Source organism: Blautia hydrogenotrophica DSM 10507, assembly GCF_034356035.1.
Classification (GTDB): Bacteria; Bacillota; Clostridia; order Lachnospirales; family Lachnospiraceae; genus Blautia_A; species Blautia_A hydrogenotrophica.
In genome coordinates this window covers 2,523,684-2,536,942 of sequence record NZ_CP136423.1, presented here as the reverse complement: position 1 = coordinate 2,536,942, position 13,259 = coordinate 2,523,684, and the positions used below count along the sequence as shown (strand labels likewise).

Genomic DNA, 13,259 nt, shown 5'->3' with positions numbered 1-13,259 from the left:
GATTAATACAATAATACATTCGAAAAAAGAAATTGTCAATAGGGTTTTCAAAAAAATGTTTTTGGGATATAATGCCCACAGAGTGGGAATGATATCTGCGCATAGTATCGCTTTTTTCGCGGTGCCTACGGCCTATGATAGATAAAAATATTGGAAAGAGAGGAATAGGATGAGCCAGAAGAATCAACTGCCAAAGAGATCAGAGATAGCAAAGAGTGATCAGTGGAGAATTCAAGATCTCTATGCAAATGAAAGTGAATGGGAGAGGGAGTATAAGGAGACGCAGCGAGGACTGGATGGCTATCAGAAATTTCAGGGAAGACTGGCAAAGAGCGCAAAAGTTCTTTTTGAGGCTTTGCAGGAACGGGACAGGATTCAGATGCTCTTGGAGCGGCTGTATGTCTATGCGAACCAGAGATATCATGAGGACACTGGGAACAGTGTGTATCAACAGTTGTCTGGACGGGCCCAGAATCTGATGGTAAAGGCTCAGGGAGCGTTTTCCTTTTTGGAACCTGAGCTGATGGAATTGACAGAGGAGCTTTTTGAAAGGTTTCTGGAAGAGAATGAAAAATTGCGGCTGTACAAAAGATATATGGAAGAAATTTTTCGAACCAGGAAACATGTGTTGTCAAAGGAAATGGAAGAGGTGATGGCTCAGGTCTCTCAGATTGCCAATGGACCGGAAAACATTTTTTCCATGTTTAACAATGCAGATCTTCGATTTGGAGCTGTGCAGGACGAAGAAGGAAATTCTGTGGAGCTGACTCACGGCAGATATGCGCAGTTTTTGGAGAGCAGCGACCGAAGTGTCAGAAAGGCAGCGTTTGAACGGCTTTATGGAACCTACGGACAGTTTCAGAATACGCTGGCAGCTACGTTTGAGGCAAACGTCAAGCAAGCGGGCTTTTTTGCGAAGATGAGAAACTACCCGTCTGCCCGGGCAGCCGCTCTAGATGGAGGCAATATACCGGTGGAAGTGTATGACCAGCTTCTGACGGCGGTACATCAGGCGCTCCCAGCCTTGCACCGGTACGTGGAGCTTCGCAGGCGTCTTTTGGGGGTGGATGTGCTGCACATGTATGACCTATACACTCCCTTGGTCTCATCGGAAAAAAAGAGATACTCTTTTGAACAGGCAAAAGCCATGGTCAAGGAAGGATTGGCCGCTTTGGGTGAAGACTACCAGGAATTGCTGCAAAAGGGGTTTGATGAAGGATGGATTGATGTCTATGAAAATCAAGGAAAACGCAGCGGAGCTTATTCCTGGGGGGCTTATGGAACCCATCCCTATGTCCTGCTGAACTATAATGGGACGCTGAATCATGTATTTACCCTGGCTCACGAGATGGGACATGCGCTGCACAGCTGGTATTCAGACCATGCACAGCCGTATCCTTATGCAGGATACCGAATCTTTGTGGCGGAAGTCGCATCCACCTGCAATGAATCTTTGCTGATTCATGATCTGATTGGAAAAGCCAGGGATGATTCAGAAAAAGCGTATTTGATTAATTATTTTTTGGAGCAGTTTCGGACCACGGTATACCGCCAGACGATGTTTGCGGAGTTTGAGAAGATTGTTCATGAAAAATGTGCGCTAGGAGAGAGTCTCACTGCAAATGTGCTCTGCGAAATCTATCGGGAATTAAATCGGGTTTATTTTGGAGAGGGAATGGAAATAGATGAGCAGATTGCACTGGAATGGGCCAGAATTCCCCATTTCTATACTCCATTTTATGTTTATCAGTATGCGACAGGATTTTCAGCGGCGATTGCAATCAGCCAGAAGATCATAGATGGGGAGCCGGAAATTGTGGAGAAGTATAAGAGATTTCTCAGCGGCGGCAGCTCTATGGACCCGGTGGAGCTTTTAAAAATCTGCGGAGTGGATATGACCAGCCCGCAGCCGGTGACAGAGGCTCTGAGAATGTTTGAGAGGTATTTAGAGGAGATGGAGTCGCTGACTCTAGGGTAAGGAGATGCAGCTTATGAGGCTGTCTTCTGCTAAGAGGAACATTTATGGACAGACATAAGAAAAAGGGTGCTGGAGCTTTGGGCAGGCCGCAAAAAAATGGCAATGTCTCCGGTGCGGCTGCCCGTTCAGCCGCAGCCAGAAGAAGGGCTCTTGCTGCACGCAGAAGAAGGGCAAGGGCTTTGAGAAGAAGGCGAATTTTGGCACTTTTAATCATGGGATTCTGTTTGATTTTGCTTGCAGTGGGATTGTTTTTTGGCGTCAGGGGAATCTTAAAAATCGCAGGCCAAGAGGGAGAAATTTCAAAAGAAAACGCTTTGAGCAGTGAATGCGAAGCGTATCGTCCGGTTGTAGAAAAACTTGCCGACAATTATGATATGGGAGAGTATGTGGATTTGATCTTGGCCGTGATGATGCAGGAAAGCTCAGGAAAACTAGTGGATGTGATGCAGTCTTCTGAGTGCAAATTTAATGAACGGTATCCCCGGGAGCCCAACGGAATCACGGACACAGAATATTCGTTACAGTGCGGAATCCAGGAACTGCGGGATAATTTACAGCAGGCAGGATGCAGCGGACCGGAGGACTTGGACCGGATAAAGATTGCGCTTCAGGCATATAATTTTGGCAGCGATTATTTAAACTATCTGAGCCGGGAGGGGCAGACCCAGTGGACCGAGGAGAATGCGCAGGCTTTTGCCAAATATGCGAGTAAGGAAAAAAAGCGGGGAGAGGACGATCCTTACCGGGAAAACGCAGGGCCTTGGGATTATGGGGATCAGTATTATCCGGAACATGTTCTGCGTTACTATCAATAATTTGTCGGACAACGGCCAGCAAATAGCGATGCTGTGAGCTGGCCGCAGTGTATGCAGCGGAATCTTTGCTTGTGATTAAGCGCCATATGCCTAATCGTTGTCCCAAATTTAAAAAATATGAATTTTTTGCTTGACTTTTTTTACAGGATTTAGTAATATAATCAGGCAAGGTTATTGAAGGCTTTGCAGAAAAAGAAAATGCGATAGTGGCGTAGTTGGTAACGCGCGACCTTGCCAAGGTCGAGACCGCGGGTTCGAGCCCCGTCTATCGCTCTGAGAAAAGGCTGTCACTTAGAATCTGTGACAGCCTTTTTGTGCGACATTCAAATGTCTCTAGTTTTCCATCTGATATGCAACCAATGCCAAGTTCCAGTAGCCTTGTTTGTTTAATTCCCGCTCAAATTCGTGAATTTTTTTCAGGCAGGCATCTGGCAGTTCGGCTACCTTATAACAGCAGCTTGCCTGGGCATCCTCTTCCCTGAGAATGTCAATCATTTGGTCCTGAGCGGCTTGGCAGGAAGGCGGAAGCTTCGGATCATAAGTCATATTTCGCACCTCCTGTATTAGTTAGATGAATTCGTCTCAGATTTCATGTTTCCGTAGAAAGAAATCAGGTATAGTCCGCAAAGTCCTACTAATGCGTAAATGATTCGTGAGAACCAGGACATCTTACCGAAGAGGAAAGACACCAAATTAAAATCTAAAAATCCGATCAATCCCCAGTTAACTGCTCCGATTATGGCAATGGTCAAAGCAAAATAACCTAAAAATTTATTCCCCATAATTCACCATCCTTTCTCGGATTTAGTATGTGAATTATGGGGAAAAATATACACTGCAAAGTCTTTCAAAAAGTAACGAACTGATGGTCAATGTTTCGACTATTGAAGCTTTAGAGTCTGTGTGTCCACATCTTCATTGAAGGAGTAAGCTTCAGAGAGTTCCAAGGTTACATCGGAGGTGTCCTTTAACTCAAAAGATTGGCAGACAGACACGGTGTTGCCGGCAGGGATTTCTGCCATGTAATTGTCCATGGCTTCATTGTCATCCACTGGGAATGCAGCTTCACAAGCCTCGTTGTTTTGAACGGCTCTCAAAGAGACGTTTACCATCGGCTGGGTAGCTTCGCTGCTGGTGTTAGTATAGTTATAATATACGAGCAGACATTGATTTCCACTGTAATCCTCCGCGAGTTCATGGCGGTCGTATTTTACAGTAAAGCGGTCGCAAGAGTAATCTAAAATTCCATCATCCGTACTGGTAGTCTGGGTATCGTCAGAAGAGTCAGCGTCTTGTGTCTGCGGCTCATCCGCTGTGGTTCCTTCAGACTCCATAGCGTTCAGCTCTTCTGTGGAGTTCTCAAGTTCTTCTGTGAAAGCGCCGAAATTGGCGGTAATTACATTGATGGTGTCTGTGTCAACTTTTGTGATTTTCCATTGCTTATCTACCTTTTTACAGGGATATTTCACTGTCGTTGTGGTAAGCTTGTCCGGGAGATTTTTAGCTTTCTCAGACAGGATGCCTACCAGAAGCTCTTCATTTTCTTTGGGGGTCATATCTCCGCCAGTGAAAAGCTGCTGCATACCGGAACGGAAGAATTCACTTATGGCTTCCTTGTAGGTCTCAGTTCCGTCGAAATAATTGATTTCCACGGTGACAGTCGCCTTGTCTTTGTGAAAATCAAGACCTGTGATCTTGTATTCTAGCTTTTGATTCACAGCCTGAAAAAATGGTTGGTAAGCTTCAGAGTTCAGTTTGTTTTCTTCCAAGCCTTCTAGTTTGTTGCCTTGAACACAGGATGACATGCCATCTAGATTAAATGCCTTTGCGTAGTCCAAGAAGCGTGAAACTGCCTTTTTAGGCTGTTCTCTCAGCAGCAGGTAATAGCCGGCACAGCCTAAAAGTACCAAGAGCAAGAGCAAAATCAGTGCGACAATGGGAGCGCGGGACTTCTTTTTTACCGCAACTTCTGTATTTTCTAAGGTTGTTGGTTGCTTTCTCATAGTATCCTCCATTCTGTGTGTACTTTTAAAAGCACGTTTTTCAGCACAAACAGGTAAGTTCGTGATTGTAGATAATCCATTCCATTATATCAGATTTATAAGCTTAGAGCAAATGAAATCCAGCGATTTTACTTTTTGATCGTAACAGTTTCAGCCATACAGTGTAAGAGAAGCATAAAACATACTGGTACGTTATTGCAAACGTACATCTGAGTTGAGAGTCTTTTCATGAGTAAAACGGTGGCATCAGCCACGATAAGCACGCAGTATGGTTTTGCAAATGTCGCTGGCTGAACTGTTACTTTCAGTCGGGAGTATCTGAGATTTCTGCGTTTGGAATCTTGTCACATGAGAGTTGGGAAAGATGTCGAAATTTGAGATTTACTATGAGGTAGAGAAGAAGTATAATAATTCTAGTGTTTTACTTTCCTGTTCATTGAGGGGGAAGCTAGGAAAAGAATGAAGAGAGGCTAGATGAGAATGAATCAGAAATACAAGGGCATTATCTATATCATCATCTCTGCTTTTTGTTTTGCGTTGATGAATATGTTTGTACATTTGGCGGGAGACCTGCCTTCTGTGCAGAAAAGCTTTTTTAGAAACTTAGTAGCATTTTTCTTTGCGGTCATAATCATGGCTAGGAAAAGGATTTGGTTTTCTGGGAAAAAAGAGAATATTGCTCCGCTTTTTTACCGTGCGATTTTTGGGACCGTTGGAATTCTGTGCAATTACTATGCGGTAGACCATCTAGTGCTGGCGGATGCTTCTATGCTGAATAAAATGTCTCCGTTTTTTGCGGTGATATTCAGTTATTTAATTTTGAAAGAACGAGTGAAGCCGGTGCAGGCGCTGGCTGTGGGTGGAGCTTTCATAGGAAGTCTATTTATCATAAAACCTACTGTGGTGGGAATGGATTTGTTTCCGGCTGTGATTGGTCTGCTGGGTGGCTTGGGTGCTGGAATTGCCTATACTTTTGTCCGCTATCTAGGGGAAAGAGGCGAGAAAGGGCCATTTATCGTGTGCTTTTTCTCGGGATTTTCCTGTTTGGTAACGCTGCCGTTTCTGCTTTTTGACTATCACTATATGAGTCTGTCGCAGATTGGAATTTTGCTGCTGGCAGGTCTATCGGCTGCCGGAGGACAATTTTCCATCACAGCGGCTTATTGCTGTGCCCCGGCTCGGGAAATCTCAGTTTATGACTATTCTCAGATTATATTTTCAGCGACTTTAGGGCTGATCATATTTGGACAGATCCCGGACTGGTTAAGCTGGGTAGGATACCTGGTGATCTGTTCTATGGCTGTGATGATGTTTTTGTACAATCAGAAAAATGACAGAGTTTTGAAAAAGGAGGGAGAGAATTGAGCAGTCAGAAGTTAGAAGACATAAAGTCTCAGTATGATGGCCTAAAGCTGTCTTTACTGACAGTGACGCCGAAAGAAGGAAAAGAGTTACATGGCGTAATCCAGTTGGTACACGGTATGTGTGAGTACAAGGAGAGGTATCTGCCATTTATGAAATTCATGGCGAAGCATGGGTACATCTGCGTGATTCATGACAACCGAGGGCATGGGAAAAGCGTGAAAAACGTGGAAGATTTAGGATATATGTATAGGGGAAAAGCCAGAGCTTTTGTGGAAGACATTCATCAGATTACCTTGTTGATACGGGAGCGCTATCCTAGACTTCCAGTGATTTTGTTTGGACATAGCATGGGATCTTTGGCAGTGAGGGCTTATCTAAAAAAATACGATTCCTTGATCGACATGCTGATTGTATGCGGTTCTCCAAGCAAGAATCCCGGGGTAATTTTGGGTAGAATGATTGCCGTGGTACAAGGTAAGCTTCAGGGAGAACGGCATAGAAGTAAGTTGCTAGAGGCGTTGTCTTTCGGAAGCTTTGCGGCTAGATTTCCAAAAGAGACGCGCAAGCATGCCTGGATTTGCACAGATCAGTTGGTGGTAAAAGAGTACGAAGACTCCAGGCTATGCGGATTTACGTTTACTGTGGATGGCTATCGTACGCTGTTTCAGCTAATGGAAGAGGCCTACAGCGGTCACGGATGGCAGTGTACAAAACCGCGGCTGCCGATTTTGTTTCTCGGTGGTGCACAGGACCCTTGTATCGGGAATCCACGGAAATTTGCAGCCGCGATTCGGCAGCTTCGTTCTCAGGGTTACCAAAATGTGAGAGGGAAGCTATACCCGGGGCTGCGCCATGAAATACTCAATGAACCGTGCAAAAAGGAAATTTACAAAGATATCGCCGTATATATCCGCAGACAGGAGCAGGAGATTTGGCCTGTACGAGACGGCCAAGAATAAAATCAGTGAAAATGGCAGATACTCAGAAAAAAGAGTAAGGAGAACAAAAATTGAGTAAAAAGTGGATATTCTTTTTTCTGATTTTGGCCTGCCTATCTTTGGTGGCGGGGTGTGGAGAACAAGAAGAGACTCAACCAAAAGGGGAACTTGTCATGGTGGAGACTCTTTTTACTGTATAAGCTCCCGGACAGCGCCTGGTAAGCTTGCTTGGCGAGACGAACAGACATTGGACGGGGCAACAGGTATGAGCATGCAGGTGTATGCGCCGGAGTGCGAATGCCTGTCAGAATTGCCGGAGTGCGATGCACGGAGCAATTCGCAGCTTATACTTTTTGGAGACGCCGCTGACAGGCGGCATGAGGGATTATACTGTAAGGTCGATATCCGGTCGATGATTGCATTTTTGAGCGTCAGACGTTATAATGAAAGTGTTACTAGACAAAAAGAATAGAATATGGAGAGTACAATGAAGAACAGAATTACACTATGTCTGCTCTCTGCTGTTCTGTCCGTCAGCCTTGTGATGCCATCAGTGGTCTGGGCATCGGGAGAAGATACAAGCGATTTTCAATCTTTGGAGGGAGAGTTCGATTTAGAAGAATCCTTCGAAGAGACACAGGAAGAGACTGGACAGGAAGAGACTCAGGAACCGGAGCCGACCCAGGAGCCGGAGCCGACCCAAGAGCCGACCCAAGAGCCGGACCTGGAGCCGGAGTTTTCTCAGCCGGCCGAGGAGACTGAAGAACCGGCGCAAGAAGGCTTCACCGAGAAGGAGCCTGCAGCGACAGAGTCGCCTGAGTCGTCTGAGGCATTGAGCACTACACAAGGGGAATGGAAAGAAGAAGATGGAAAGTTCTGGTACGATAATGGAGGAGGACAGCGCACAAAATCAGATTTTCAAAAGATAGGGAAGTACCGGTATTACTTTGATGAGGAAGGTTATTTGGCGACTGGCTGGCAAAACATTGAGGGAAATCTGTATTATTTTAAGGCGACAGGTGGCTACGGACTCCGCGGCCGTATGTTCACTGGCGTTCAGAATATCAATTCTCGTACATTCTGTTTTAATAGTTCCGGGGTACTTCAGACTGGCTGGCAGAAAATTGACGGAAAATCATATTACTTTCAGATGTCAGGAAATGCAGGTACCTTGGGGCGGATGCTCACCGGCTGGTTGAAATATGGCGGAGAGATCTACTATTTAAAGCAGACTGGAGAAAAGGGCGTCAAAGGAAAGATGTTCACTGGAAAACAGAGAATTTCAGGACATACATATTATTTTAACTCTGAAGGAAAGCTTCAGACTGGTTGGCAGAAGATCGGCAGCAACAATTATTATTTTAAAGCAAGCGGAACCTATGGAGTTCGCGGCCGTATGTTCACCGGCGTTCAGAATATCAATTCTCGTACGTTCTATTTTAATAGTTCTGGAGTAATGCAGATTGGCTGGCAAAAGATCAGCGGAAAATATTTTTATTTTCAGATGTCAGGAAATGCAGGTACCTTAGGTCGAATGATTACCGGTTGGCTGAAATATGGCGGAGAGATCTACTATCTGAAAAAGTACGGAGAAAAAGGAGTCAAAGGTCGGCGGCTAACTGGTTGGAATCAGATTGATAAACAGGTCTATTATTTCAGCAGTTCGGGAAAACTTCAGACTGGTTGGCAAAAAATTGGTTCCCGCACTTTTTATTTTAAGGCAACCGGAACCTACGGTGTGCGTGGGAAGATGTTTACTGGATGGGTGACCATTGGAGGAAACAAATACTATTTTAAGCGTACCGGAGATTTTGGTACGAAAGGAATGCGTTTTCAGGGTGGCTATAAGACAATAGATGGGAAACGCTATTATTTTGATTCCAATGGTGTGTATCGTGAGAATCCAGATAATGACGGCTATGTTACAGATCCTGTGACAGGGGTGAGGTACCGAGTAGAATCCCAGTACTATACAGACCCGCAGATTGGAAGTGGTTCCGATCAGGTGACAGAGGAGGAATTTATGGCGGCGCTGCTTTACACGGAGGCAGGGGACCAGGGACTAGAAGGGCAGATTATGGTTGCGATGACAATCTATAATCGGATGATGAACAATTCTTTCCCATCGACGATGAGGCTGGTAGTCTATGCCAAATCTCAATTTGAGGTGGTCAGCAATGGGCGTTTAACGGATTTACTAGAGGGAATTCGTGATAACGAAAAAAGTGCACTCGACAAAATCAACAACTATGACAGCATGGAAGCAGCGAAGAAAGCGGCCGTCATTTATGAGAATTATAAGAGCGGAAAGACCAGCAAGAGAATTATTCCCGGGGTGAGCTCCTTGAAAAATAAGGATTTTGACTATGTGTATTTTATGACACACGATGCTTTTAACGGTTTAGGATTGGACCCGAGTAAGTGTGGTGTGTTTAAGTACAAAGATCATACCTTCTTCCGCAAATGGGCTTATTAAGAAGGAGCCATTGCAAAATAGATGAATCAGCATCTATGGAGCAATGGCTCTTTTCCTATCCCTTGAATTTGCATAAAGATTTTGTTATGATGATACCCGGAGTTTAAGTATTTGGGATAAAATGACAAAAAACTCAGAAGCTGACTGCATGGAAAATTTAACTGAGAGTTGGGAGAAGCTATGAGAAGATTGCTTATTTATTTGAAAGGTTATTATCGGGAGGCTGTTTTGGCCCCTTTGTTTAAAATGCTGGAAGCTAGTTTTGAGCTGGCGGTGCCTCTGGTCATGGCGAATATTATTGATGTGGGAATTGGAAACCAGGATGAGAGCTATATATGGAAAATGTGTGCAGTGATGATTTTGTTGGGAGTGGTGGGACTGCTGTGTTCTGTCACTGCCCAGTACTTTTCAGCGCGAGCAGCTATGGGATTCAGTACCGCTTTGAGGCACAGTCTGTTTTCACACATTCAGACTTTTTCTTATAGGGAACTAGATCTTTTGGGAACTCCTACCTTGATTACCAGAATTACGAATGATGTAAATCAGGCCCAGACGGGGGTGAATTTGGTTTTACGGCTGTTTCTGAGATCACCGTTTATTGTCGTAGGAGCCGTGATTATGGCTTTTACGATTGATGTAAAGATTGCGTTGATTTTTGTGATCGCGGTGCCGTTAATTTCTCTGGTCATCTATTTGATTATGAGACTGACGTTTCCGATCTATAAGAAGGTCCAGAGCTATTTGGATAGGATTTCCCGGATCACTCGAGAGAATCATGTGGGAGCCAGGGTTGTGAGAGCTTTTTGCAGGCAGAAAGAAGAGTCGTCCGATTTCATGCAGACCAATGATCTGTACACGAAGATTCAGATCGCGGCGGGGAAAATTTCAGCTCTGCTGAATCCGGCTACCTATGTGATTATGAACCTGGCGATCGTAGCGATCTTGTGGTCGGGCAGCGCGCAGGTGGATGCAGGCAGGATTACCCAAGGTGAGGTCGTGGCCTTGGTGAATTATATGACACAGATTTTAGTGGCGCTTTTGGCTTTGGCAAATTTGATTGTGGCGGTCACGAAAGCTACGGCGTCTGGGGCGCGTCTCAACGAGATTTTTGATACGCAGACGACTCTGATTGAAAAAGAGAGTCAGGAGCAGCATCCAAAAGCCAGTGAGAACAGAGTGGTCTTCGAGAAAGTGACTTTCACTTACGCTGGTGCAGGGGCTCCAGCACTAGAGGACATCTCATTTGTAGCTAAGTCAGGGGAGACGATCGGGATAATTGGTGGTACGGGAAGCGGAAAGACCACTTTGATTCACCTGATTCCTAGATTTTACGATATCCAAAAAGGCGAGATTTTAGTGGATAAAATCCCGGTGGATAGATATCCGTTTTGGCAGCTTCGTGAGAAAGTAGGGATGGTGCCGCAGCATGCGGTTTTGTTCAAGGGAACCGTACGTGAGAATATGCGGTGGGGAAAATCAGATGCCACAGATGAGGAGATCTGGGAGGCACTTAAAATTGCCCAGGCTAAAGAATTTGTCGAGAACAGGCCGGGAGGATTGGATAGCCAGATCTCCCAGGGAGGAGCTAATCTCTCAGGCGGTCAGAGGCAAAGGTTGACCATCGCCAGGGCGCTGGTGGGGCAGCCGGAGATATTGATTATGGACGACAGCGCCTCCGCGTTAGATTTTGCCACAGACGCGGCTTTGCGCCAAGCGATAAAAGAAAAGACGAAGGGGATGACAGTCTTTCTCGTGTCACAAAGAGCGGCATCCATCAGGCAAGCTGACCGTATTCTGGTGTTAGATGACGGGCGACTGGTGGGAAGTGGAACACATTTGGAGCTTTTGGAGAACTGTCCTGTGTATGAGGAAATCTGTCTGTCACAGTTGTCGGAGCAGGAGGTGAGAAGAGTATGAGAGACAGAGCTACAATCAAAAAAGTACTGCGGTTTATTCGGCCTCACGGCGGGTTAGTTGCATTGATGCTATTGCTGGCAGCCGTAACAGTAGCCTCTACCTTATACGCACCGATTCTCATCGGAAAAGCAGTAGACCAGATCGTGGGACCAGGGCAGATTTACGTCCTAAAACTGAGCCGGATTTTGGTTCAGCTAGGTGTGGTAATCGCGGTCACTGCGGTGGCGCAGTGGCTGATGAACCTTCTGACAAACCAGGTGACTTACCGGGTGGTTCAGGATGTGCGGGCTCAGGCTTTTTTGCATCTTCAGAAGGTTCCGGTTAGCTATATTGACCAGAATCAACCAGGAGATATTCTGAGTAGAATCGTAAACGATGTGAGTCAGTTTTCAGACGGATTGTTAATGGGATTTACACAACTTTTTACAGGCATTGTGACGATCTTAGGTACGATAGGATTTATGCTTTCCATAAACGTAAAAATTGCGTTGTTAGTGGTTTTGTTGACCCCGGTTTCTCTTTTTGTGGCCAGCTTTATTGCCAGTCGAACGTATCAGATGTTCCGTCTTCAATCGGAGAAGCGGGCAGAGATGACTTCCCTTGTGGAAGAGTTAGTGGGAAATCAGAAAGTGGTTCAGGCATTCTCCTATGAGAGAACCGCTATGGAACGATTTGACTCCATCAATGGGCAACTTCAGATCTGTGGTGTGCGGGCTTTGTTTTTTTCATCCATCACGAATCCTTGTACGCGCTTTGTAAATGGTCTGGTGTACGCGGGTGTCGGCATCTTTGGGGCATTTACAGTGATTCAACAGGGGATGACGGTAGGACAGCTTACCAGTTTCCTCAACTATGCGAATCAGTACACGAAACCATTTAATGAGATTTCCGGTGTAGTGACGGAGCTAGAGAATGCCATAGCCTGTGCGCGGAGAATTTTTGAGTTCATGGAGACTCCTGTAGAGGAACCAGACCAGAAAGATGCGGTGGTGCTTCAGAAGGTGGACGGAAGTCTGGAGGTGGAGAATGTCTCTTTCTCCTATCGGAAGGATACGCCTCTTTTGCAGGATATCTCGATTCAGGTTCAGCCAGGTCAAAGAATTGCGATTGTGGGGCCGACCGGCTGTGGAAAGACCACAATGATCAATCTCTTGATGCGCTTCTATGATGTGGACAAAGGTCAGATTCGAATCAGTGGGTATCCTGTGCGGGAAGTGACCAGGGATAGCCTGCGCAGAAATTTTGGTATGGTTCTTCAAGATACTTGGCTGAAGGCGGGAACGATTCGAGAGAACATCGCCTATGGAAATCCGGATGCCGCTATGGAGGAGATCATACAGGCAGCGAAGCAGGCACACGCACATAGTTTTATCCAACGACTGCCAAAGGGATATGACACTGTGATCGCGGAGGATGGAGGAAACATTTCCCAAGGACAGAAGCAGCTGCTGTGTATTGCGAGAGTGATGCTGATGCATCCGCCGATGCTGATCTTAGACGAGGCGACCTCTTCTATTGATACCCGCACGGAGGTGAGGGTTCAAAAAGCGTTTGCGAAGCTGATGGAAGGCAGGACTAGTTTTATCGTGGCTCATCGGCTGTCTACAATCCAGGAAGCGGATTTGATTTTAGTGATGAAAGATGGTAATATCATAGAACAGGGAAGACATCAGGAGCTGCTAGAGAAAAGTGGCTTCTACGCGAAGTTATATGAGAGTCAGTTTGCGGCATCCTAGGTGTCCAATATTAATGAAGAAAGGCAGAGAC

11 protein-coding genes and 1 tRNA gene are annotated in these 13,259 nt (G+C 45.7%); 9 read left to right on the top strand and 3 right to left on the bottom strand.

Annotation, left to right across the window (positions count from 1 at the left end):
* Positions 1-169: 169 nt before the first annotated feature.
* The 3 genes from pepF (at position 170) to BLHYD_RS12115 (ending at position 3,066) form a co-directional block, all read left to right on the top strand.
* A complete protein-coding gene (pepF, locus tag BLHYD_RS12125) occupies positions 170-1,978 on the top strand; it encodes an oligoendopeptidase F (RefSeq protein ID WP_005950797.1) in 1,809 nt (602 codons plus the stop codon).
* A 44-nt stretch (positions 1,979-2,022) separates the two neighbouring features.
* Positions 2,023-2,793 (top strand): lysozyme family protein, encoded by a 771-nt coding sequence (locus BLHYD_RS12120; protein ID WP_005950798.1) that lies wholly within the window; start codon positions 2,023-2,025, stop codon positions 2,791-2,793.
* Between the two features lie 200 nt (positions 2,794-2,993).
* Positions 2,994-3,066 (top strand) — tRNA-Gly (locus BLHYD_RS12115).
* 60 nt (positions 3,067-3,126) lie between these two features.
* Here BLHYD_RS12115 and BLHYD_RS12110 read toward each other — a convergent pair.
* The 3 genes from BLHYD_RS12110 to BLHYD_RS12100 all read right to left on the bottom strand — a co-directional run bounded on the left by BLHYD_RS12110 (position 3,127) and on the right by BLHYD_RS12100 (position 4,796).
* Entirely contained in the window at positions 3,127-3,339 is a 213-nt protein-coding gene (locus BLHYD_RS12110) for a hypothetical protein (protein WP_005950799.1), read from the bottom strand.
* A 17-nt stretch (positions 3,340-3,356) separates the two neighbouring features.
* Positions 3,357-3,575, bottom strand: a complete 219-nt coding sequence (locus tag BLHYD_RS12105) for a DUF378 domain-containing protein (RefSeq protein WP_021845575.1) — start codon at positions 3,573-3,575, stop codon at positions 3,357-3,359.
* A 99-nt stretch (positions 3,576-3,674) separates the two neighbouring features.
* Positions 3,675-4,796 carry a DUF5067 domain-containing protein gene (locus tag BLHYD_RS12100; protein WP_050769914.1) on the bottom strand — a complete coding sequence of 374 codons (1,122 nt, stop codon included), beginning with the start codon at positions 4,794-4,796 and terminating at the stop codon, positions 3,675-3,677.
* A 474-nt stretch (positions 4,797-5,270) separates the two neighbouring features.
* Here BLHYD_RS12100 and BLHYD_RS12095 point away from each other — a divergent pair, with 474 nt between their 5' ends.
* From BLHYD_RS12095 to BLHYD_RS12070, 6 genes are all read left to right on the top strand, one after another.
* Entirely contained in the window at positions 5,271-6,161 is an 891-nt protein-coding gene (locus tag BLHYD_RS12095; RefSeq protein WP_005950801.1) for a DMT family transporter, read from the top strand.
* The gene (locus BLHYD_RS12090) at positions 6,158-7,120 is read left to right on the top strand and encodes an alpha/beta fold hydrolase (RefSeq protein WP_005950802.1); all 963 of its coding nucleotides are present in this window, start codon (positions 6,158-6,160) and stop codon (positions 7,118-7,120) included. Before BLHYD_RS12095 ends, BLHYD_RS12090 begins: the two co-directional genes overlap by 4 nt.
* 50 nt (positions 7,121-7,170) lie before the next feature.
* Positions 7,171-7,299, top strand: a complete 129-nt coding sequence (locus BLHYD_RS12085) for a hypothetical protein (protein ID WP_260784736.1) — start codon at positions 7,171-7,173, stop codon at positions 7,297-7,299.
* Positions 7,300-7,586: 287 nt separating this feature from the next.
* Positions 7,587-9,575 (top strand): cell wall hydrolase, encoded by a 1,989-nt coding sequence (locus BLHYD_RS12080; protein WP_040350766.1) that lies wholly within the window; start codon positions 7,587-7,589, stop codon positions 9,573-9,575.
* A gap of 180 nt (positions 9,576-9,755) precedes the next feature.
* Positions 9,756-11,492, top strand: a complete 1,737-nt coding sequence (locus BLHYD_RS12075; protein ID WP_005950807.1) for an ABC transporter ATP-binding protein — start codon at positions 9,756-9,758, stop codon at positions 11,490-11,492.
* Positions 11,489-13,228 carry an ABC transporter ATP-binding protein gene (locus BLHYD_RS12070; protein ID WP_005950809.1) on the top strand — a complete coding sequence of 580 codons (1,740 nt, stop codon included), beginning with the start codon at positions 11,489-11,491 and terminating at the stop codon, positions 13,226-13,228. The genes BLHYD_RS12075 and BLHYD_RS12070 overlap by 4 nt, the downstream gene beginning before the upstream one ends.
* Positions 13,229-13,259: the final 31 nt, after the last annotated feature.